17 protein-coding genes are annotated in these 21240 nt (G+C 59.7%); 11 read left to right on the forward strand and 6 right to left on the reverse strand.

The features are described from left to right. Genes AC2FNL_RS09440 through AC2FNL_RS09455 form a run of 4 tightly spaced genes read left to right on the forward strand, consistent with a single transcriptional unit; the run spans position 1 to position 4689 of the window. The gene (locus tag AC2FNL_RS09440; protein ID WP_093962116.1) at positions 1-1206 is read left to right on the forward strand and encodes a CpaE/TadZ family protein; all 1206 of its coding nucleotides are present in this window, start codon (positions 1-3) and stop codon (positions 1204-1206) included. Positions 1207-1252: 46 nt separating this feature from the next. Further along, positions 1253-2647: a TadA family conjugal transfer-associated ATPase gene (locus tag AC2FNL_RS09445; protein ID WP_170418797.1), complete on the forward strand. Its 1395-nt coding sequence runs from the start codon at positions 1253-1255 to the stop codon at positions 2645-2647. 11 nt (positions 2648-2658) lie between these two features. Beyond that, positions 2659-3687 carry a type II secretion system F family protein gene (locus AC2FNL_RS09450; protein WP_093962114.1) on the forward strand — a complete coding sequence of 343 codons (1029 nt, stop codon included), beginning with the start codon at positions 2659-2661 and terminating at the stop codon, positions 3685-3687. A gap of 15 nt (positions 3688-3702) precedes the next feature. Then, positions 3703-4689, forward strand: coding sequence for a type II secretion system F family protein (locus AC2FNL_RS09455; RefSeq protein WP_093962113.1), 987 nt, complete (start codon positions 3703-3705; stop codon positions 4687-4689). 74 nt (positions 4690-4763) lie between these two features. On the opposite strand, the gene AC2FNL_RS09460 is transcribed toward AC2FNL_RS09455, so the two are convergent. The 4 genes from AC2FNL_RS09460 to AC2FNL_RS09475 are packed head-to-tail and all read right to left on the reverse strand — an operon-like array spanning position 4764 to position 9285. Then, positions 4764-5258: an A24 family peptidase gene (locus AC2FNL_RS09460; RefSeq protein WP_496833284.1), complete on the reverse strand. Its 495-nt coding sequence runs from the start codon at positions 5256-5258 to the stop codon at positions 4764-4766. After that, positions 5255-6313 carry a helix-turn-helix transcriptional regulator gene (locus AC2FNL_RS09465; RefSeq protein WP_496833285.1) on the reverse strand — a complete coding sequence of 353 codons (1059 nt, stop codon included), beginning with the start codon at positions 6311-6313 and terminating at the stop codon, positions 5255-5257. The genes AC2FNL_RS09460 and AC2FNL_RS09465 overlap by 4 nt, the downstream gene beginning before the upstream one ends. A gap of 47 nt (positions 6314-6360) precedes the next feature. Continuing rightward, positions 6361-7218 carry a class I SAM-dependent methyltransferase gene (locus tag AC2FNL_RS09470; protein WP_496833286.1) on the reverse strand — a complete coding sequence of 286 codons (858 nt, stop codon included), beginning with the start codon at positions 7216-7218 and terminating at the stop codon, positions 6361-6363. A gap of 24 nt (positions 7219-7242) precedes the next feature. Further along, the gene (locus tag AC2FNL_RS09475) at positions 7243-9285 is read right to left on the reverse strand and encodes an ASKHA domain-containing protein (protein ID WP_496833287.1); all 2043 of its coding nucleotides are present in this window, start codon (positions 9283-9285) and stop codon (positions 7243-7245) included. A gap of 215 nt (positions 9286-9500) precedes the next feature. On the opposite strand from AC2FNL_RS09475, the gene guaB reads away from it, so the two are divergent. From guaB to AC2FNL_RS09490, 3 genes are all read left to right on the forward strand, one after another. Continuing rightward, the gene (guaB, locus tag AC2FNL_RS09480) at positions 9501-10949 is read left to right on the forward strand and encodes an IMP dehydrogenase (RefSeq protein ID WP_170368461.1); all 1449 of its coding nucleotides are present in this window, start codon (positions 9501-9503) and stop codon (positions 10947-10949) included. Between the two features lie 28 nt (positions 10950-10977). After that, positions 10978-12138, forward strand: coding sequence for an RsmB/NOP family class I SAM-dependent RNA methyltransferase (locus AC2FNL_RS09485; protein ID WP_496833289.1), 1161 nt, complete (start codon positions 10978-10980; stop codon positions 12136-12138). A gap of 104 nt (positions 12139-12242) precedes the next feature. Beyond that, positions 12243-14534, forward strand: a complete 2292-nt coding sequence (locus tag AC2FNL_RS09490) for an ATP-binding protein (protein WP_496833290.1) — start codon at positions 12243-12245, stop codon at positions 14532-14534. Here AC2FNL_RS09490 and AC2FNL_RS09495 read toward each other — a convergent pair. Beyond that, positions 14531-15124 (reverse strand): gamma-glutamyl kinase, encoded by a 594-nt coding sequence (locus AC2FNL_RS09495; protein WP_496833292.1) that lies wholly within the window; start codon positions 15122-15124, stop codon positions 14531-14533. The genes AC2FNL_RS09490 and AC2FNL_RS09495 overlap by 4 nt on opposite strands. 306 nt (positions 15125-15430) lie before the next feature. Here AC2FNL_RS09495 and recA point away from each other — a divergent pair, with 306 nt between their 5' ends. The 4 genes from recA (at position 15431) to AC2FNL_RS09515 (ending at position 20599) form a co-directional block, all read left to right on the forward strand. Next, a complete protein-coding gene (gene recA / locus AC2FNL_RS09500) occupies positions 15431-16495 on the forward strand; it encodes a recombinase RecA (RefSeq protein WP_093962106.1) in 1065 nt (354 codons plus the stop codon). Positions 16496-16636: 141 nt separating this feature from the next. After that, positions 16637-19309, forward strand: coding sequence for an alanine--tRNA ligase (gene alaS / locus AC2FNL_RS09505; protein WP_496833294.1), 2673 nt, complete (start codon positions 16637-16639; stop codon positions 19307-19309). 1 nt (position 19310) lies between these two features. Beyond that, the gene (locus tag AC2FNL_RS09510) at positions 19311-19598 is read left to right on the forward strand and encodes a DUF1330 domain-containing protein (protein ID WP_496833295.1); all 288 of its coding nucleotides are present in this window, start codon (positions 19311-19313) and stop codon (positions 19596-19598) included. A gap of 377 nt (positions 19599-19975) precedes the next feature. After that, positions 19976-20599 carry a transglutaminase-like cysteine peptidase gene (locus tag AC2FNL_RS09515; protein WP_170338554.1) on the forward strand — a complete coding sequence of 208 codons (624 nt, stop codon included), beginning with the start codon at positions 19976-19978 and terminating at the stop codon, positions 20597-20599. A gap of 103 nt (positions 20600-20702) precedes the next feature. On the opposite strand, the gene AC2FNL_RS09520 is transcribed toward AC2FNL_RS09515, so the two are convergent. Continuing rightward, positions 20703-21092, reverse strand: a complete 390-nt coding sequence (locus AC2FNL_RS09520; RefSeq protein WP_496833296.1) for a hypothetical protein — start codon at positions 21090-21092, stop codon at positions 20703-20705. Positions 21093-21240 lie beyond the last annotated feature (148 nt).

Here is a 21240-nt window from a genome sequence, read left to right on the forward strand (position 1 = left end):
ATGAGTGCCAAGCAGATTTCAGTGCTGTTGATTTCACCGGACGAAGAGATTTTCGCGGCAATCGAAACCTCGTTGGAGGGGCTGAGCAATTGCCGCTTTACGGGCCGCAAGGACACTGTCGCGCGGGTCAACGGGACGGCCGTTGCCTTGTCAGCGCGTCATGACGTGGTTCTGTTTGATGTGGATGACAGTTCGCCCGAGCTGTTGCAAACCGCACAGCAAATTTGTGACGCGCGCATGCCCAATGCGATCATTATCGCGCTGGCGTCCGAAGATCTGCCGCTGGAGAAAGCCCGACAGCTCAAAAAGCTTGGAGTTGATGACGTGCTGCCGCGCAATGCAATCCATGAGGAGATCATTCCACAAGTGGATGCGATCCGTGCCCGGCGGCAGGCGCAGCTTCCCGCCGTTTGGGGTGGACAAGCCACACTTGGCAAGTTGATCGCGGTTGGCAAATCTCGTGGTGGCGTCGGATCGTCCTTGGTTGCGGCCAATATGGCGAACGAGCTTCAATCCAAGGCCGGATTCCTGAAAAAGACGGCGTCGAACTCGGTTGCGCTGGTGGATCTGGACTTTCAGTTCGGCTCGATTGCGGCACTGATGGATGTCGCCGAAAGCGACGCGATGTGGCGTATGGCCATGGAAGGCAGCATTCCCGACAGTGCCTTTTTGGAACAGGCAATGGTCAAGTCGCCCTGCGGGGTCGATATCCTCGCGGCTCCGTCGCGCTATGGTCCGTTGACTGCAATCAAGGAAGAGCAGATTTCGGCCATTCTGGATTCCCTGAAACGTACCCATGACTACGTCGTGGTAGATTTGCCGCGGGCGCTGGTGGAATGGATTACGCCCGTCCTGACGCAAGCGGACCGCCTATATTTGGTGACGGACGTTGCCGTTCCGTCCGTTCGCTCGGCCCGCAAGCTGATGGATTTTTACCAAGCGGAAAACCCAGCACTGGAAATTCAATTGGTCGCCAACCTTGAAAAGAAACCCATCATTCCGGCGGCGCACCACAGAGCGGCGGCAAAACTCCTTGAAAAGGACTTTGCATTTTGGGTGCCGCGCGACGAGCGCACGGTACGCGAGTCGGTCGATCGGGGCGTGCCGTTGGAAGATGTTTCATCCCGTGCACCGATGACACGCGCAATCCGAAAGCTGGCGCACGAGACATGCCTGTCATTGCCGCCTCGGGTCGGCCAGCACTGAGGCAGACTGTTTCGGAATAGTTAAATATTTGCAGAAGGTTAAGTAGATGTTTCGAGAATTCGACCGACCAGGTCAGGAAAAACCGGACGCTTCGAAAGTTGTGCCGTTGGACACCAAGCAGTTTGCTCAGATCAGCAAGCCGGTTCATGGCTCCGGCGATGACCTCGTATTGATGCATGACATCCAGAACGATCGGATAGATCTGAAGGCACGACTGCATAACTCGTTGCTGGACAAGCTGAACCTCGCCGTTATCGAAAAGGTCGAGGAAGAAACGCTGCGGGGCGAAATTGGGCGACATGTCACCGAACTGCTGCGTGCCGAAGGCCGTGCGATGCGCAGCGAGGAGGTCAAGCAGCTTGTCGAAGAGCTGATGCACGAGGTGCTTGGCCTGGGCCCGCTGGAACCGTTGTTGGCCGACCCCACGATCAACGATATCCTCGTGAACGGTCACACGCAGATTTTTGTCGAGCGCTCGGGCATCCTCGAAAAGACATCGGCACGCTTCCGTGACGAACGTCATCTGCTGCGGATCATCGACAAGATCGTCAGCCGGATCGGTCGCCGTATTGATGAACGGCAACCGTGGGTGGATGCGCGGTTGGAAGATGGCAGCCGCGTCAACGCGATCATTCGGCCCTGCGCACTGGACGGGCCGGCGCTGTCCATTCGAAAATTCTCGCGGGTTCCGCTGACGATGGAACGCCTGATCAAGAATGAGGCCTTGAACGAAAGCGCGGCCAAGCTGCTGCGGGGATTGGTTGAAGCCAAGATGAACGTGCTGATCTCGGGCGGAACCGGATCGGGCAAGACCACGATGCTGAATGCATTGTCGTCGTATATCAGCCCTCGGGAGCGGATCGTCACGATTGAAGACGCGGCAGAACTTCAGCTTCAGCAGGAACATGTCTTGCGCATGGAAACACGGCCTGCTGGCCTCGACGGTACTGGCGCCGTTGTCCAACGAGACCTTGTGCGAAACGCGCTGCGGATGCGTCCTGATCGGATCATCATCGGCGAGGTGCGCGGCTCCGAAGCATTCGACATGCTGCAGGCAATGAATACCGGCCATGACGGGTCGATGACGACGGTACACGCCAACAGCCCGCGCGATGCGCTTTCGCGGGTCGAGCAGATGGTGCAGATGGGCGGGCTGGAGCTGCCGCATGCAGCCATCCGCGCGACCATCGCTTCGGCAATTCACTTCGTTCTGCAATTGAACCGCCTGTCTGATGGTACGCGCCGTGTCACCTCGATTGCCGAGATCACCGGCATGGAGGGCGATATCGTGACCATGCAGGACATCTTCGTCTTCAAACGTGAAGGCAAGGACGAGGCCGGCAACATCCTTGGGCGCTTCATGCCGACCGGTATCCGACCGAAATCCAGCGATGCGCTGGCGGCGGCGGGTGTCGACCTTTCATCGATCAAGTTCAACTGAGGGACCCAGCCATGTTGGAAGATCTCAGATCCTTCTTTTCGACGCACAGCATAGACTCGTTGATCGGACCAGAGATGGAAGTGGGCGGATACGATGTCCGCTTTGTCCTGTCACTCTTGATATTCCTCGGCGCACTGATTGCCTTCGAAGGGGTCCGTCAGCTTTTGAAGCGCGGAGAAAACCGGGAAGAGGCGATAAACCGGCGCATCCAGATGCTGAACCAGGGAAAGACTGGCGAGGACGTTCTGGAATTGCTCAAGCCGCGGGAGAGCAAACCACTCATGAAGTCGTTTCCGCTGGTCGGCGACTTGCCGGGTGCCCTTGCGGCATCGGGCCTGAACATGGTGCCGGAAATGTTCCTGTTGGGTTGTGGGGGTGCTTTTCTGGTTTCGGCGACAGGAGGCTCATTGGTGGCCAACCCACTGACGGTAATACCCGTGAGCGCTGTGTGCTTCCTGTTGGCTCCGTTGGTCTACCTTGGCGCCAACCTCAGACGGCGCAAGGCTGCGCTGATCAAGCAGTTGCCGGATGCGTTGGACCTGATGTCGCGTGGGTTGAAGGTCGGACATCCGTTGAACACGACCTTGCAGAGCGTGGCAAACGAAATGCCCGATCCGATCGGAACTGAATTCGGTCTGGTCGTGGACCAAGTCGCTTACGGAGAAGAGTTAACGACCGCCATTCGCAACATGGCAGACCGAGTAGATGAAGAGGATATCCAATACCTCTCGGTCGCGCTGACGATGCAGCACGGCACTGGCGGCGATCTGGCCGGCATTCTGCGGACATTGGCGCGCGTCATCCGTGCCCGCATGTCCTTACGGCGCAAGATCAAGGCCATTTCTGCCGAGGGTCGGATGACCGCCTATATCCTGTCGTTCATTCCCGTCGGGATTGCCCTCGTGATGACGGTCATGACGCCGGACTATTACGGAAGCGTGGTGCAATACCCGATTTTCTGGCCCGTCATGAGCGTCATTTCTGCGGCCATCGTTCTGAATGCCATCGTTTTGTTCAAGCTTGTCAATTTCCGGATCTGAGGGAGGGTTGTCGAAATGGAAATCGTGAACTCGGTACTCGTCACTGGTCTTTTTTCCCAACTCATGATCTTGGGCTTTGTTGCCGCCGGCGCGATCGTTGCGTTCTTTGGGATATCATCGTCGCTCGGCGATCGGTCTACAGCGGCCGAACGGATGCTTCCCAAACGAACAAGGGGCCAGAGCCTTGCACGTCTTGTGCCGGAAAAGGTGGAGGGCGACACACCGACCGGGCTGAGCGCCGCACTTATACCCAGTGATGCAAGTGTCCGGTTCGAAGTTGGCCAAGTGCTTGCGCGCTCGGGGTTTCGCGGCCGGAATGCAATCGCCAATTTCTATCTGATCCGTTTGGGCTTGGCGACGTTTCTGCCGCTTGTCTTTCTCGTCCTCATGTCGTGGCAGCCTTCGTCCAATATCGGCGCCACGATCAACGATTATGTGTCTGGTCTGAATTCATTTCAGATATTGCGGAACCTTGGCATCCTCTGCGGCATCGGGTTCTTCATCCCCCAACTTTGGATGAGCGCCCGGATCAAGGAGCGTAAACGTCGGATGGAAAACGCGTTCCCGAACATGCTGGACTTGCTCCAGATTGGGATCGAGGCGGGAATGGGCTTTGACCAGGCGCTTCTCAAAGTTGCAGTGGAAATGCAGACTGTATCGCCCGAAATGTCCGAGGAAATCCTGATTGCCCTGAGCGAGATTCAGGCCGGGCGCGACCGTGAAGTCGCGTTGATGAGAATGGCGCGCCGGACGGGCATCGACGAAATGAGTTCGTTCGTGAGCGTCGTCCTCCAGTCGTCCCGGTTCGGTGTCCCGTTGTCGGCTGCCTTGACTACGTATTCCGAAGAAATGCGCGAACTGAGAGAGCTTCGCGCGCAGGAAAAAGCCAACAAGCTGCCGGTGCAGATGTCCGCCGTCATGGCGAGCCTGATGTTGCCCTCGATCGCTGGGCTGATCCTTGCACCGATCATCATTCGATACGTCGAAACCTTCGTGAAATGACGCTGTTTTTGTAGGTGCGGCGCTCCCGGGTCTGCACGAGGTCAACCTTGCGTTCCCGGTTGGGTCACGCTCTTTCAGGCGCTGTAAAGCAGCATCGACCAGCCGGCCAGGATCAGGCCTGAAAGGCCTATGGCAATCCCAAGAGGAAACTCGCGTCCGCTGAGCGTCGCTGCAAGCCTTCCTGTCGGTTGTCGGACGAACAGGCGCAGCAAGGTCAGGCTGGTCAGTCCAAACGCCATCGCGGCAGATAGCAGCAGCATGTATGTCGAAAGGGCTTGGGTCGGTATCGCCAGAAAGACCACCGGTAGCATTTTGGCGTCTCCGCCCCCCAACCAACCGGCGGCGAAAAGGGCAAAACAGATCCCAAAGCAAAGCCCGGCGGCGATCAATCGCAATCCAACTTCATGCAAACCGAGGGCAGGGGACCCGACCAGAAACAAGGCAACCCCTATAAGGCAGTACAGGTTCGGTATCCGATATTCGGTTAGGTCCGTCCACGCCACCGCCACAAACAGCGGCACCATCAACCACAGAGGTACCCAATTATGCCAAGGCAGATCAATCATCATGCGCGTGCCTGATTGTGTCTGCCGTGCAAGGCTTCGCGTTCTTCGATCGAAACCAGCCGTCTGGCCAACATGTGGAAGTTCTCCATTCCTGTCTTGCCGTAGATATGCTTGAGATGCGTTCTCACAGTCGCCGGACCAATCTCGAGCTCGGATCCAATGGACTGTTGCGACAGTCCCCGGGAAATCAGAACGCAGACCCGCCATTCGGCCCGTGTCAGGCCCGCTGGGTTTTCGAGGCTCATCAGCGGCGCGTCATTCACCGCCCTTTGGATGGTCGTTACGGATTGGCGGGAAATTGCTTCGGTAATCAGACCGGCGCGTCTGTTGCGGTAGATTTCGGAAATTTCGGGTGCGACTGTCTCTATCGCTTCGCGCCAGCCGGGTTCGAGGCCTTTGGCGAAATGCAGCTCCAGAAAATCGATTTCGCAGCCTTGGTTGTCGAGACAGACGAACAGGATATCGTGCAGCTTGCGGTGCGAGATCCAGTCCAGAACAACGGCAGAAAACTCGTTTACGGGTTTCCCGTGATCCTTGAGGCTGAAGACGACGCCTTTCTTTGGCTTGCTCGCAAACGGACCAATCACGTCATTCGTGAAGGAAAGAAAAAGCGGCCGGCTTATTGTCGTGTCACGGGTATCTGCGCGCGCAGCTACTCGGCTGCCAACTTTGTTGAGCCAGACACGGCTGAGGGTACCGCAATCGGCTCCAAACGCGTTGACAACTTCGGTCAACGCAGCGTCCAGAACCACTCCGCCCTGGCTCCACTGAATGAAATTGATCAATGCGCGTGTGTGTTGCGTGTTCGGTAGCCACGCACCTGCACGGCCCATCCCCCTGTCCATATAGCACCAACTGGTAAACGTCTTACTCACTAAAGCGAGCCGGTTTAGCGGCTTCTGTAGATTTGAATTACTCTGCCCAATACATTCATATTTTACGATTTTTACGCAAAAATCACCAAGAATCTTATTAAGTTTTCGGATGGTGAGAAAAACACTGGCAAAACGCAGACAATTAGGCTCAAAAGGCTGCAAAGAGTTGACGATCGGAAACAATACCGGTCAGCGGGTATGATTGGCCAAGGGCGACACGATCTGGTGTGTCAGGAGGGCTGGCGGGCCTGAAAGACGTTGATGACTGCCGGGATGCCAAACCCATCTGCCGTTTGAAAACTCGAAAACTCCTGGGCCACGGCGCTCTGGATTTTTCGTTCGTCGGCCTCGTCGCCTTCAAAATGCGCAATGACGCGCGCCGCCGGTCCGACCCGGGTGCAAAGCTCGGCGGTGGCCTCCACCGATCCAAGCCCCGGCAGTCGGAGGCTTACAGGGTTGGCGAAGATGTCGTCCAAACCTGCCGTTGCCATCATCCCGGTCACATGATCGACGTCATGAAAGGCCAGTGGCCCGGGTGCGTAGCGACCATGTTTTGGTGGGTGGCCCAGATGCGATGTGGCAGCCATGTGGGGGATCCTGAACCAGGGATTGTCGGCCAGCGGTCCCCACGCGGCAAAGGTCATCCGACCGCCGGGCGCCAGAGCCTTTGAGATGTTGGCGAACGCCGCAACCGAATCCTGGAAGAACATGACACCGAAGCGCGATATTGCAGCGTCGAACGCGCCCTCGGGGAACGGGGCGACCTGAGCGTCGACGCATTGGAAATCGACGTTTTCAACACCCGCGGACAAGGCCCTTTCCCGCGCTCGGTTGAGGAACGGCTCAGAAATGTCGCCGCCAAGAACATGGCCCTGCGGTCCGACACGCTGGGCGGCCGCGATGGTGCTGGCGCCGGTCCCGCAGCCGATGTCCAGCACGCGCATTCCGGGTTCCAGTTCGGCCTGTTCCAGAACGAGGTCCAGAACCGGGGCCAGCATGTGGTCCAGTTTGTCCTCAAAAGTCAGCCACTTGGTGCCGGATTCGGAGTTGCCCCAGTATTCAGCCTGATCTTCGTTTGCTGTTTGCATGGGGGTCCTCCGCAGTTTTTCGGACTATGCCTTTCTGCGGCGACGACGGCCAGTTTTTTCCGTGTCGCCTCCGGTGTTAAAAGACGGGGTGGGCAGGGTGACGATCTTGGCCAGTTCCGGGAACGGGTCGGTCTTGTGCGGGATCGCGTTGGCGGCCACGAAATGCTCCTGAAATTTCGGCTCGATCGCGGTTTCGACCTTGGTGATCTCGCGCACCACGCGTTCGATCTCGGCCCGGGCGGCGATGTTGCACAGCGCGATGCGCGCGCCGGTACCGGCGGCGTTGCCAGCGCTTTGGACCTTGTCCAGCGGCGCGTCGGGGATCATGCCCAGAACCATCGCGTGTTTGGTCGAGATATGGGCGCCGAACGCCCCGGCCAGCACCACGCGATCCACCTTGTCCACGCCCATCTCGTCCATCAGCAGCCGCGCCCCGGCATAGAGCGCGGATTTCGCCAGCTGGATCGCCCGGATGTCGCCTTGGGTCACGGTGATGCGCGGGCCGCCCTCGGCGCTGGCGTCATGGATCAGGTAGGAATGGGTGCGGCCCTCGGGGATGCAGCGGCTGGTGCCAGTCAGCTCGACCGAGCCGATCAGGCCGCTCTCGTCCAGCAGGCCGGCCATGCGCATTTCGGCCACCGCCTCGATGATGCCCGACCCGCAGATGCCGGTGATGCCGGTAGTGGCAATGTCGGCATCAAAACCCTCTTCGTCCGACCACTTGTCCGAGCCGATCACGCGGAACCGGGGTTCCTTGGTCACAGGGTCGATCTGAATGCGTTCGATCGCGCCGGGCGCGGCGCGCTGGCCCGAACTGATCTGCGCACCTTCGAAGGCCGGTCCGGTGGGCGAGGAACAGGCCAGCACGCGGGTCGTGTTTCCCAGCAGGATCTCGGCATTGGTGCCGACGTCCACGATCAAAACCAGATCCTGCGACTTGCCCGGCTCTTCGCTCAGCGCCACGGCGGCGCAGTCGGCCCCCACATGGCCCGCGATGCAGGGCAGGATGTAGACCTGCGCGCGGGGGTTCATCGTGGTCAGATTCATGTCGCGCGCGGGCAGCGAGACACTTTCAGACGTGGCCAGCGCGAAGGGCGCCTGGCCCAGTTCAACCGGATCGAGCCCCAACAGCAGGTGGTGCATCACCGGGTTGCAGACGAACACGGTTTCCACGATCAGGGCCGGGTCGATCCCGGCCTCGTCGGCGATCGAGGTGACCAGATCGTTGATCGCCTCACGCACGGCCCGGGTCATTTCCTGATCACCGCCGGGGTTCATCATCGCGTACGAGACGCGGCTCATGAGGTCCTCGCCGAACCGGATCTGCGGGTTCATCAGGCCGGAGGAGGCCTTGACCTCGCCGGTGTCCAGATCGGTAAGATGCGCGGCGATGGTGGTCGAACCGAGGTCGATGGCCAGCCCGTACAGCCCGCCTTCGTGCAGGCCGGGCCAGATTTCGACGATGCGCGCCACGCTGTCCTTGTGGCCCTTGTGCAGGGCGACCGTGACCTCCCACTTGCCCTTGCGCAGGGTCGGCTGCAGTTTGGACAGAAGCGACAGGTCGGCGGTGACGGCGTCGATCTGCCACTGCTCGCGCAGGGCGCGCTCCAGCCGTTCAAGATCGCCAGTGGGCGAGTGCATGTCCGGTTCTTCGACCACCACGAAATAAAGGCGCGTGGCCGGGTCCATGGTGATGGCGCGCGCGGCGGCGGCCTTGCGCACCACCTGGCGGTGAACCTGGCTTTCGGGCGGGACGTCGATCACCACGTCGCCTTGAACGGTGGCCTGACAGCCCAACCGACGGCCTGGTTTCAACCCGCGCTTGTCGTCATAGCGCTGCTCGACCGCGTTCCATTCGCTCAGCGCGTCTTCGCGGACCGTGACGCCGTGTTTGGGAAACTCGCCATAGCTGGGCGTGATCTGGCATTTCGAGCAGATCCCGCGCCCACCGCAGACCGAATCCAGATCGACCCCCAGCTGCCGGGCCGCCGTCAGGATCGGAGTGCCAACGGGGAAATGTCCGCGTTTGCCCGAAGGGGTAAAGACGACAAGGGGATCGGTGGTCATGACGGATGCCTTTTTGGTGTTCGCGCATATGGCGGCAAGATATGGGTTTCGCGGCAAAGGGAAAGGCCAATCCGCGGCAGGTTTTGCGCGGCTTGCGTCGTTTTCCGCGCCATCACGGCGGTTTGTGGGCGAACAAGTTGGGCCAAGGGCTTTTCCTTTGGTCGAAACCATGTAATAGGGTCACCGCCAAACGGGGTTTTGCATGGGGTTAACAGATGCAGATTCGTGAGGCACTCACCTTTGATGACGTTCTTTTGGTTCCGGCGGCCTCGTCGGTGCTGCCGGCAACTGCGGACACGTCCACGCGCGTGACGCGCGCGATCACCATGAACATACCGCTGCTCAGCTCGGCCATGGACACGGTGACCGAGGCGCGCATGGCCATCGCCATGGCGCAGGCCGGCGGCATCGGGGTGATCCACAAGAACCTGACAGTCGAGGAACAGGCCCGCGAGGTGCGCCGGGTCAAGCGGTTCGAATCCGGCATCGTTTACAACCCAGTCACCCTGCGCGCCGATCAGACGCTGGCCGATGCCAAGGCCTTGGTCGAGCGCTACAACTTCACCGGTTTTCCGGTGGTGGATGAAGAAGGCCGCGTCGTTGGCATCGTGACCAACCGCGACATGCGTTTTGCTACCTCGGACGACCAGCCGATCCGCGCGATGATGACCTCGGACAACCTGGCCATGCTGCAAGAACCGGCCGACCGGGAAGAGGCCATCAGCCTGATGAAGGCCCGCCGGATCGAAAAGCTGCTGGTCGTGGATGCCGACGGCAAGCTGACCGGCCTGCTGACGCTGAAAGACACGGAACAAGCGGTGCTGAACCCCACGGCCTGCAAGGACGGTTTGGGCCGACTGCGTGTCGCGGCGGCAACGTCTGTTGGCGATGCCGGTTTTGAACGATCCGAGCAGCTGGTCGACTCTGGTGTCGACATCATCGTGGTCGACACGGCGCACGGTCATTCCCAAGGAGTGCTTGACGCGGTGAAGCGGATCAAGTCGCTATCCAACGAGGTTCAGATCATCGCGGGTAACGTAGCAACGGGCGACGCGACCAAAGCTCTGATCGACGCCGGTGCCGATGCGGTGAAGGTCGGGATCGGGCCGGGCTCGATCTGCACCACGCGCATGGTGGCCGGTGTCGGCGTGCCGCAACTGACCGCGATCATGGATTGTGCGGCGGCGGCCGGAGACGTGCCGGTCATTGCTGATGGTGGCATCAAGTTTTCGGGCGATTTCGCCAAGGCCATCGCGGCGGGGGCGTCCTGCGCCATGGTCGGCTCGATGATCGCCGGCACCGATGAAAGCCCGGGCGAGGTCATTCTGTACCAGGGCCGCTCTTTCAAATCCTACCGCGGCATGGGCAGCCTGGGCGCGATGGCGCGCGGCTCGGCCGACCGCTATTTCCAGAAGGACGCCGCCAATGACAAGCTGGTGCCCGAAGGGATCGAGGGGCAGGTGCCCTACAAGGGCTCAGCCAGCGCCGTTGTTCATCAACTGGTCGGCGGTCTGCGTGCGGCCATGGGCTATACCGGCTGCGCGACCGTTGATGAGATGCGCCGCAATTGCCAGTTCGTGAAGATTACCGGAGCGGGTCTGAAGGAAAGCCACGTGCATGACGTACAGATCACACGCGAAAGCCCCAACTATCGCGTGATGTGACGGTTTCCGTCGGACTCAGGACCTCGACATGACCCCAGGCGCGCGCGTTCAGGCCGCTATCGAAATCCTAGACGATATTCTGGGCGGAACCCCCGCCGAGAAAGCGTTGACGGGCTGGGCGCGGCGCAGCCGTTTTGCCGGATCGAAGGACAGGGCAGCGATCCGCGACCATGTCTTTGACGCACTTCGGCATCTTCGGTCTTACGCTGCGATCGGCGGTGCAAGGACGGGGCGAGGCCTGATGCTGGGCGCTCTGCGGTCGCAGGGTAAGGACCCGGGCGATCTGTTCACCGGAGATCGTCATGCCCCAGACTCCGTCACGGCGGACGAGGTCGGTCGCCCATTCGAAACGGAAGCCGAACAGTTTGACATTCCCGAGTGGCTTTGGCCGGTTTTCGAGCGGTCGCTTGGTGAAAGTGCCAGAGAGGCCGCCGCCGCGCTGCAATCGCGCGCTCCGGTTCACCTGCGGGTCAATTTGGCCCGCACGAGCTTGCAAGAGGCGGTGGACGCGCTGACGCGGGAAGGGATTTCCACTGCGCCGCACCCGGCCTGCGAGACAGCGCTTGAAGTTGTCGAAGGTGCCCGGAAGATTTCGCAATCCCAAAGCTATCGTGACGGTTTGGTCGAGTTGCAGGATGCGGCGAGCCAGGCTGTCATTTCGGCATTGAATCTTAGTCCCGGCATGAGGGTTCTGGACTATTGTGCCGGGGGTGGCGGCAAGGCGCTGGCCATGGCCGCCACCGGCGGTGTCGAAGTCTTCGCCCATGACGCCAACCCCGGGCGCATGCGTGACCTTCCTGATCGAGCGCAACGGGCGGGAGCGCGCATTACCATCCTGTCGACAGATGACTTGGTAAAACACGGCCCGTTTGACGTGGTGCTGACTGACGCTCCCTGTTCCGGGAGCGGCTCGTGGCGGCGCGCACCTGCGGGCAAATGGGCATTGACGCCCGAGCAATTGACCCAGTTGCCTAAGACGCAATTGTCCATTCTGGACGCGGCCGCACCCTTCGTCTGTGATGGCGGTGTATTGGCCTACGCCACCTGTTCGATGCTGGATGTCGAAAACAGAGGCGTCATAGACACGTTCCTGTCGTCGCATCCGGAATGGCAATGTACGTTCAGCCGATTGTGGCAGGTTGTACACGGGACTGACGGCTTCTATTCCGCCTACTTGACGCGACGCTGATACGCTGAAAACAACTTAAAGGAGAATATTCGCCGGATTCCTTAAGCGGATATTAACCCTTTGTGCCACGATATGCCGTGGATTGATTTTGAATCGAGTTGTTGATGACCGAAGTCGCTCAATTTACGCCAAGCTTGACCGGGCGACATTTTCCGAGTTGGTCGAGGGCCATCTCTCTGGTCGGTGTCGCGCTCTTGTTGGTCATTCTCGCCCAGCTCTTTCCGATTTCACCCCAGTTGGTGTCGGGACTGCTGACGGTTGGCGGGTCTTTTCTGGCCGTTGGCGCGTTTGTTCTGTTGCGCGGATGGTTCTCTTACCGCGTCGACAAACAGGCGCAAGCCATTCTCACGTCGTTTCTGGAAAAAGAGCCCGCCCCGGGTTTCATCACGGATGCCAACGGGCGGCTCCTGATCGTGAATTCCGCAGCGCGGGACAGGTTCAACGCCTCAACAGGCGCAAGGCTGGACATGTGTCTGCGGTCCGTTTTCGCCAATCCTGCGGCAATACTGGTTCGGATGCAGTCATTGGCGCAGGTCGAAGGGCGCGCGGCAGAAGACATCGTGACAAAGGGCACGACAATTCCAGTTCTGGCGATCGACCTCGGCGATGATCTGTACCTGTGGCGGATCAAGGCCTCGGGTCGGCAACCCTGGGCGTATGCTTCGCTTCCAATCGTGACGCTCGGGCGAAATGACGTGGTCCTGAACATGAATGCCGCGGCCGAGGCGATGCTCCAAGGCAGCGAGGTGGGCGCGGCCGAGGCTCTGACGCCGGAGGTCATATCCGGTGAAACGGTTCTACGCCTGCCTGCTCAAGAAGGTTCGCGGCGGGTATTCGTGTGCGAGGTTCAAAAAACCAGTGCGGGCCGGGATATCGGGCTGGTCGTGCTTGACGACGCGCCTGCAGATCAGTGGACCACGACTTTCGCCGACGTCCCGGTACCCATGATGCACCTTGCTCCGGGTGGAGAGATTCTGGATGCCAATCGATTGGCGCGCAAGCTGATCGGTGATGTTGAGTTGGGTCAGACCAATATCGACACGATCCTGAGCGGATTGGGACACCCTTTGCGAGACTGGCTGCTTCAGGTCGCCGCGTGCGATGGACCACCACGTTCCGAATTCCTGCGACTGGGTGGAAAGGACCGAGAGGTCTTCGTTCAACTGACCTTGACCCGCATCGTCAAGAACGGTGAGGTGCGCCTGGTTGCCGTGTTGAACGACGCGACCGAACTCAAGACGTTGGAGGCTCAGTTCGTCCAAGGGCAAAAGATGCAGGCGGTCGGGCAGCTGGCGGGCGGTGTTGCGCATGATTTCAACAATCTGCTGACCGCCATTTCCGGACATTGCGACCTGCTGCTGCTGCGCCATGATCAAAGTGATCCGAACTACGGTGATCTCGTCCAGATAAATCAGAACGCCAACCGGGCCGCTGCGTTGGTCAGCCAGTTGCTGGCCTTTTCCCGTAAACAAACCCTGCGGCCCGAAGTGCTGGATCTGCGCGATACCATTTCCGACCTGATCCACTTGTTGAACCGCCTTGTAGGCGAGAAGGTCAAGCTGATCCTCAGTCATGATCCGGTTCTCAAGCCCGTTCGCGCAGACAAGAGGCAGTTGGAACAGGTCGTCATGAATCTGGTTGTGAACGCGCGCGATGCGATGCCCGACGGCGGAGAGATCCGTATCGAAACCGAGGTGTTTTCTTTGACCGAGCCGCTGATGCGGGACAGGGCGACCGTTCCGGCGGGTGAATATGTTTCGGTCAAGGTCATCGACAGTGGCGTCGGTATTCCGTCAGACAAGCTGCAGAAGATTTTCGAACCCTTCTACACGACCAAACGGACAGGCGAGGGGACCGGGCTGGGTTTGTCGACGGTCTATGGCATCGTCAAGCAAACCGGCGGCTTCATCTTTGTGGACAGCACCGAAGGGCGTGGGACCGAGTTCAACGTCATCCTGCCGGTCTGCTTGGCACGGGACCCCGAGGTCGCGATCGAACCGTTGGCGCAACCCGAGCCGAATGCGCATCAAGGCGAAGGTGTCGTTTTGTTGGTCGAGGACGAAGCACCGGTACGCGCCTTTGCCACTCGTGCCTTGCGCCTCAAGGGCTATACCGTCTTTGAGGCGGGCTCGGCCGAGGACGCGTTGCGCATTCTCGAGGATCAGAACCTGCACGTCGACGTCTTCGTCACGGACGTGGTCATGCCCGGAATGGATGGTCCAACCTGGGTTGCCAAGGCGCTGGAAAGCCGGCCCGATGTGCGGGTGGTCTTCATGTCAGGCTATACCGAAGGCGCGTTTGGAGACGCTGGGCCGGAGATCAGAAACTCGACTTTCCTGCCCAAGCCCTTTTCACTGACACAATTGACCGAGGCGGTGTTTCAGCACCTCAACTAACGCGCCTGCTGATGCAGACGAAACTCGGCGGCATGAGCCTTGCGGAATGCATCCAATGTCTGGTCCGAAAGTGTCAGTTCCCGTTTGGGCGATACGTTTTCGCGGGTCAGACTGATCCGAGAGTTCAGTCGATCTTGAAGGAAGTCCAGAATCTCGTCCTGGTGTTCGTAGCGAAAGATATGCGAAGCGCCGGCGCCGTTGCTTCGGGTCCGGAAGAATTCAGTTTGGCTTCCGACATCGGCAAACCCGGGACGGGGCGATTGCATATAGGCCTGAACAAACATGTCGAAAGACATGCCGGCGGTCGAATGCGGGTGGCCTGTCAATTCGGTGCGCGTCCTGTACCGGTACCAGCTGCCCAGCCAATCGACGGGTTCGCGGACTACGGCCATGATTTCCATTTCCGTGTCGTACATCTTGCGGAAAATGTTTTGGAAGAAACGGTCATAGCGACGCACCGGCGCATGTTTCAGATCCGGTGGACCCGACACCACGATATCTGCGCGGTCCCGCAACGCGACCTGATAGGCGGTGCTTCCGGTTTTGGGCAGCGACAGAAGCGCAAGGCGTTCCTTGAAGAAGATCAGCATTTCATGTCTTTCCTGCGCCGAAGGCTGTCGTGCCGCATGATTGTCCGCCCCGGCGGCCGAGGTCAATTGCTTCCGCACAAAATCACCAGCCTGTTCAAGTTAAATTTCATCGCAAAGACAGAGCCTTGGGCATGATTGAGCAGTTTCGAGATCAGAATAAACGACTCTTTAACCTCTTCATCCAAAGGTAAGGAATGAAAGTTTTTGTTGAAATGTTCTTCTTTTGATCTCATAAGGAACAAGAGGCGAACAAAGCAGCGATTGCCGCCCGGTGATGGGTGTGACAAAAGGGAAGGCGACAGGACAATGGCGGATCTTCTGACAATGAACGACAAGAAAAACCCCGACAAGCAAAAGGCGCTGGACAGCGCGTTGGCGCAGATCGAGCGGCAGTTCGGCAAGGGCTCGATCATGAAACTGGGCGATGGCGCCCGGCAGGAGATCGAAGCCAGTTCGACCGGTTCACTCGGGCTGGATATCGCCCTTGGCATCGGCGGACTTCCGATGGGTCGGATTGTCGAAATTTACGGCCCGGAAAGCTCGGGCAAGACGACCCTGACTCTGCATTGTATCGCCGAGCAGCAGAAACGCGGCGGCGTCTGTGCATTCGTCGATGCGGAACACGCGCTGGACCCGCAATACGCCCGCAAGCTGGGGGTGGATCTGGACGAACTGCTGATCTCGCAGCCCGATACGGGTGAACAGGCGCTGGAAATCACCGATACGCTGGTGCGTTCCGGGGCGGTCAACATGGTCGTGGTGGACTCGGTGGCGGCGCTGACGCCGAAATCCGAGCTGGAAGGCGACATGGGTGACAGCAGCGTGGGTGTGCAGGCCCGGCTGATGAGCCAGGCGATGCGCAAACTGACCGGCTCGATCGCCCGCAGCAACTGCATGGTGATCTTCATCAACCAGATCCGCATGAAGATCGGCGTCATGTTCGGCAGCCCGGAAACCACGACCGGGGGCAACGCCCTGAAATTCTACAGCTCGGTCCGCCTGGACATCCGCCGCATCGGCGCGATCAAGGACCGCGACGAGGTGGTCGGCAACCAGACCCGCGTGAAGGTGGTGAAAAACAAGGTGGCCCCGCCGTTCAAGCAGGTCGAATTCGACATCATGTATGGCGAAGGCATCAGCAAGATGGGCGAACTGCTGGATCTTGGAGTCAAGGCCGGAGTGGTCGAAAAGTCCGGCTCGTGGTTCAGCTATGGGGATGAGCGGATTGGGCAGGGGCGCGAGAACGCCAAGCAATACCTGCGGGACAACAGTCGGGTTGCGCTGGAAATCGAGGACAAGATCCGCGCCGCGCACGGGCTGGAGTTCGACATGCCGCCCGCGGCGGACGAGGATGATATCCTCGAAGCCTGATCGGAAGATTCGAGTGAAAACTGCCAAGGTGAGCCTTCGGGTTCACCTTGTTTCGTTTGCGGTGCAGCAATCCTGTGGACTATCGGCGGGCAGGGGGCTAAACCGTCGCGATAGATCATGAATGCGCGCTGAGAGAGCCCAATGCCCACGCTGAACGATATCCGCTCAACCTTTCTGAACTACTTTGCCAAACAAGGGCACGAAGTGGTCGCGTCGAGCCCGCTTGTGCCGCGCAACGACCCGACCCTAATGTTCGTCAACTCGGGCATGGTACAGTTCAAGAACCTGTTCACTGGCCTTGAGACACGCGACTACACACGTGCCACTACGGCGCAGAAATGCGTGCGCGCCGGCGGCAAGCACAACGACCTGGACAATGTCGGCTACACGGCCCGCCACCACACGTTCTTCGAGATGCTGGGCAACTTCTCGTTTGGCGACTATTTCAAATCAGAAGCGATTCCGTTCGCTTGGGAGCTGATCACCAAAGAGTTCGGGATCGACAAGAACCGTCTGCTGACGACCGTCTATCATACCGATGACGAGGCGTTTGAGATCTGGAAGAAAGTCGGCGTTCCCGAAGACCGGATCATCCGCATCGCCACCAGCGACAATTTTTGGCAGATGGGCCCAACCGGCCCCTGCGGCCCCTGTACCGAGATCTTCTATGATCATGGCGACCACATTTGGGGCGGGCCTCCGGGATCGGCCGAGGAAGACGGTGACCGGTTTATCGAGATATGGAACATCGTTTTCATGCAGAACGAGCAGTTCGACGACGGCTCGATGCGCGAACTGGACATGCAGTCGATCGATACAGGCATGGGGCTGGAACGGATCGGCGCGTTGCTGCAGGGCAGCCATGACAACTATGACACCGACCTGTTCAAGACACTGATCGAGGCCTCAGCCGAAGTCACGCATGTGGACCCCTATGGCGATCAGAATGTGCACCATCGGGTGATTGCCGACCACTTGCGGTCGACCTCTTTCCTGATTGCTGACGGGGTCATGCCTTCGAATGATGGTCGCGGATATGTCCTGCGCCGGATCATGCGCCGGGCCATGCGCCACGCGCATCTTCTGGGCGCCAAGGATCCGGTCATGCACAAGCTTGTTCCGACACTGGTTCAATTGATGGGCGCGCAGTATTCCGAACTGGGTCGTGCTCAGGCTCTGATCGAAGAGACGTTGTTGTTGGAGGAAACCCGGTTCAAGCAGACGTTGGACCGGGGCCTCAAACTGCTGGATGACGAAGTGGCGGGCCTGCCGGACGGGGCGCCGCTGCCCGGGGATGCCGCCTTCAAGCTGTATGACACCTATGGCTTCCCGCTTGACCTGACACAGGATGCCCTGCGCGAAAAAGGCCGGACGGTTGATACCGATGGGTTCGACACTGCCATGGCTGAGCAGAAGGCTAAGGCACGCGCCGCCTGGGCAGGTTCGGGCGAAGCAGCAGATCAGGCGGTCTGGTTCGACATACTGGACGCAAGCGGTGCGACCGATTTCTTGGGTTACGAAACCGAAATGGCTGAGGGCCAGGTTATGGCCCTGGTGGTCGACGGTGACCTTGTGGACCGTATCGAGCAGGGTGGATCCGGCTGGGTGGTCGTAAATCAGACTCCCTTCTACGGCGAGGCTGGTGGCCAGGTCGGTGACTCCGGCAGCATCCGCCGTCTTGAAGATCGCACCCAGAGCGCGACGGTCGAAGATACCCGGAAGTTTGCCGATGGCAAGGTCTATGCACACAAGATCGTCGTGGACAGCGGTGCGGTAGCCAAAGGTGATGCCGTCGAACTCGAAGTCGATCACGGCCGGCGCTCGGCCATTCGAGCGAACCACTCGGCAACGCACCTGCTGCACGAAGCGCTGCGCGAAACGCTTGGCGATCATGTTGCACAGCGCGGATCGTTGAATGCTGCCGACCGTCTGCGGTTTGATTTCAGCCACGCCAAGGCGCTGACACCGGCTGAGTTGCAGACCGTTGAACGCGAAGTGAATGAGTTCATCCGTCAGAACTCGACGGTCGAAACCCGTATCATGACCCCGGACGATGCCCGCGCCTTGGGGGCACAGGCGTTGTTCGGCGAAAAATACGGCGACGAAGTCCGGGTCGTCTCGATGGGCAAGGCTCAGACCGGCAAGGGCCATGACGGCCAAACCTGGTCGATCGAACTGTGTGGTGGCACGCATGTGCGCCAGACTGGTGATATCGGGACCTTTGTCATTCTGGGTGACGGCGCAAGCAGCGCGGGTGTGCGGCGGATCGAGGCTCTGACCGGGGACGCTGCATTGCGGTATTTGACCGAGCAGGATCGGCGCCTTGGCCAGATTGCTGCCGAGTTGAAGGCGCAGCCGGATGATGTCGTTGATCGCATCAAAGCTCTGCTGGACGAGCGCAAATCCTTGCAGAACGAAGTGGCGCAGTTGCGCCGCGATCTGGCGATGGCCGGTGGAGCCGGTCAAGGCGGCGGCGCTGAGGCCAAAGAGATCAATGGCGTCAAGTTCTTGGCACAGGCTCTGAATGGTGTGTCGGGCAAGGATCTGCCGGCCCTCATTGATGAGCACAAAGCGCGGCTGGGATCGGGCGCCGTTCTTCTGATCGCCGACACGGGGGGCAAGGCTGCAGTCGCCGCCGGTGTCACAAGTGACCTGACGCAGTCGATATCGGCCGTCGATCTGGTCAAGGCTGCGGTGCAGGAACTGGGCGGCAAGGGCGGCGGCGGGCGTCCCGACATGGCGCAGGGCGGTGGTCGCGACGCCGCCAACGCCGCGGCGGCCATCAAGGCCGCGGAAGAGGTTTTGGGAGGATAAGATGCCAGCACTCTGGATAGCACATGCCACGGTTACTGATGCCGAAGCTTATGGCAAATACGCCGAGCTTGCCGGCCCGGCCATTTCCAAACACGGGGGCACGTTCATTGCCCGTGCAGGACGCTACGTCCAACTGGAAGGCAAAGAGCGGCCCCGCAATGTCGTGGCCAAGTTCCCGTCGGTTGAAGCCGCCGTCGCCTGTTACAACTCGGCTGAATACCAAGAAGCCCTGAGCCACGCCCGGGGCGCAAGCGAGCGCGAATTGCTGGTCGTCGAAACGACCGAGTGAGAATCAACCGGAGCCGGTTTTGGATCGGCTCCGGAACCCGCTTTGGATGACGCAACGTCAGACAAAGCTGCGACGCCGATCCGGGAATTGGGCCAAAATTGTTCCGGCGATCACGTCCCGCAATAGAATTTCCTCATGTTTTCAATTGGTTGAGCCTTTTTGTGGCGGTGAAATTATGACGCTCTACCTCTAATTGTGTCAGGCTTCGCCATTTTCTTGCGCAGAAAAGGTCATATTGAGTTACGAATTTCCGCCGTTTTTTGCCGACAACCTGACCGAGGATTGCCAGAGCCAGTCTGTTAACGGATAGTTTCCAAAAGCAGAATATGGTCCTCAGAAGCGGCAGTCAGTCGAACGTATGGGATCGAGGGACAGGCATGAATCGGGTTTTGGACAGGTTCAACGCAGTGGCAAGTCGCGCAGCCAGAAAGGCCACATTGGCTCTGGGTGTGTTGGGAGTGATCGGCGGTGCCGTTCTTACGACAGGACAAGCCAGCGCTTCAGAGACAGCTTTCATTTCGGGATTTTCGGCTTCGCCACCGCCGTCGGGCGCACGGACACTGTGCCGACAGTATGCGTGGGCCTGTGCGAACAAGAAATCGGTTTCGCTGCCCAGCCATCAGGAGCTGCGACTGGTCAAGCAAATTAATGCCCAGGTCAATGCGACAACGCGTGAGGTCACGGATCAGGTGCAGTACAAGACGCGGGAGCGTTGGGCCCTGCCAACATCGCGCGGCGGTGATTGCGAGGATTTCGCGCTGCTGAAAAAGCGTGACCTGATCAAGGCTGGAATTGATCCCAACAAGCTTTTGCTGGCGACCGTCCTGGACACCCGTCGCGGACCTCACGCGGTTCTGGTTTACCGCTCCAATCAGGGTGATCTCGTACTGGACAACCTGACCAATCGGATCAAACCCTGGTCGGCCACACGCTATTTGTTCCTGCGGATGCAGGACCCGAAACAACCCCAGCGTTGGGTGGGGATCTACGGGCGGAGCTGAGAAGCAACAGAGAATTTAAGTTTCTTGGAGCCTCCAGCAAAAAAGGGCGATGAATTCATCGCCCTTTGTCATTTGTATGCCAGATTGCCATTGAAACGTGGCATCACGCCCAAAGGCGGTTAGTCCTCGTCGTTGTTGGCGTTGTTGCCCTGACCAGGGCTTGCGCCTTCCGATCCATTTCCACCGCCATTATTACCGTTAACGCCGCCGCCGTTACCGTTGCCGCCGCCGTTACCGTTGCCGCCGCCGTTACCGTTGCCGCCGCCGTTACCGTTGCCGCCGCTTGAGCTGCCACCGTCGCCGCCGCCCGAGCCGCCATCACCCGAGCCGCCGCCGTCACCGCCGTCGCCACCGCCCGAGCCGCCATCGCCGGAGCCGCCGCCGTCACCGCCGTCGCCACCACCAGAGCCGCCGTCACCAGATCCACCGCTGGAGCTACCGCCGCTTGAGCTGCCACCACCATCGCCGGACCCACCGCTGGAGCTACCGCCACTCGAGCTGCCACCGCCATCGCCGGACCCGCCGCTGGAGCTGCCTCCGCTGGAGCTTCCACCATCGCCAGAACCGCCGCTGGAGCTGCCTCCGCTGGAGCTTCCACCATCGCCAGAACCGCCGCTGGAGCTGCCTCCGCTGGAGCTTCC

This window comes from Ruegeria sp. CRTD044, from assembly GCF_059613485.1.

Coding starts and splice junctions, on each gene's coding strand:
- recA (WP_093962106.1), top strand. CDS start 15,431: ATGGCGGATCTTCTGACAATGAACGACAAGAAAAACCCCGACAAGCAA.
- AC2FNL_RS09485 (WP_496833289.1), top strand. CDS start 10,978: ATGACCCCAGGCGCGCGCGTTCAGGCCGCTATCGAAATCCTAGACGAT.
- AC2FNL_RS09445 (WP_170418797.1), top strand. CDS start 1,253: ATGTTTCGAGAATTCGACCGACCAGGTCAGGAAAAACCGGACGCTTCG.
- AC2FNL_RS09490 (WP_496833290.1), top strand. CDS start 12,243: ATGACCGAAGTCGCTCAATTTACGCCAAGCTTGACCGGGCGACATTTT.
- AC2FNL_RS09470 (WP_496833286.1), bottom strand. CDS start 7,218: ATGCAAACAGCAAACGAAGATCAGGCTGAATACTGGGGCAACTCCGAA.
- alaS (WP_496833294.1), top strand. CDS start 16,637: ATGCCCACGCTGAACGATATCCGCTCAACCTTTCTGAACTACTTTGCC.
- AC2FNL_RS09515 (WP_170338554.1), top strand. CDS start 19,976: ATGAATCGGGTTTTGGACAGGTTCAACGCAGTGGCAAGTCGCGCAGCC.
- AC2FNL_RS09440 (WP_093962116.1), top strand. CDS start 1: ATGAGTGCCAAGCAGATTTCAGTGCTGTTGATTTCACCGGACGAAGAG.
- AC2FNL_RS09510 (WP_496833295.1), top strand. CDS start 19,311: ATGCCAGCACTCTGGATAGCACATGCCACGGTTACTGATGCCGAAGCT.
- AC2FNL_RS09455 (WP_093962113.1), top strand. CDS start 3,703: ATGGAAATCGTGAACTCGGTACTCGTCACTGGTCTTTTTTCCCAACTC.
- AC2FNL_RS09450 (WP_093962114.1), top strand. CDS start 2,659: ATGTTGGAAGATCTCAGATCCTTCTTTTCGACGCACAGCATAGACTCG.
- guaB (WP_170368461.1), top strand. CDS start 9,501: ATGCAGATTCGTGAGGCACTCACCTTTGATGACGTTCTTTTGGTTCCG.
- AC2FNL_RS09475 (WP_496833287.1), bottom strand. CDS start 9,285: ATGACCACCGATCCCCTTGTCGTCTTTACCCCTTCGGGCAAACGCGGA.
- AC2FNL_RS09460 (WP_496833284.1), bottom strand. CDS start 5,258: ATGATGATTGATCTGCCTTGGCATAATTGGGTACCTCTGTGGTTGATG.
- AC2FNL_RS09495 (WP_496833292.1), bottom strand. CDS start 15,124: ATGCTGATCTTCTTCAAGGAACGCCTTGCGCTTCTGTCGCTGCCCAAA.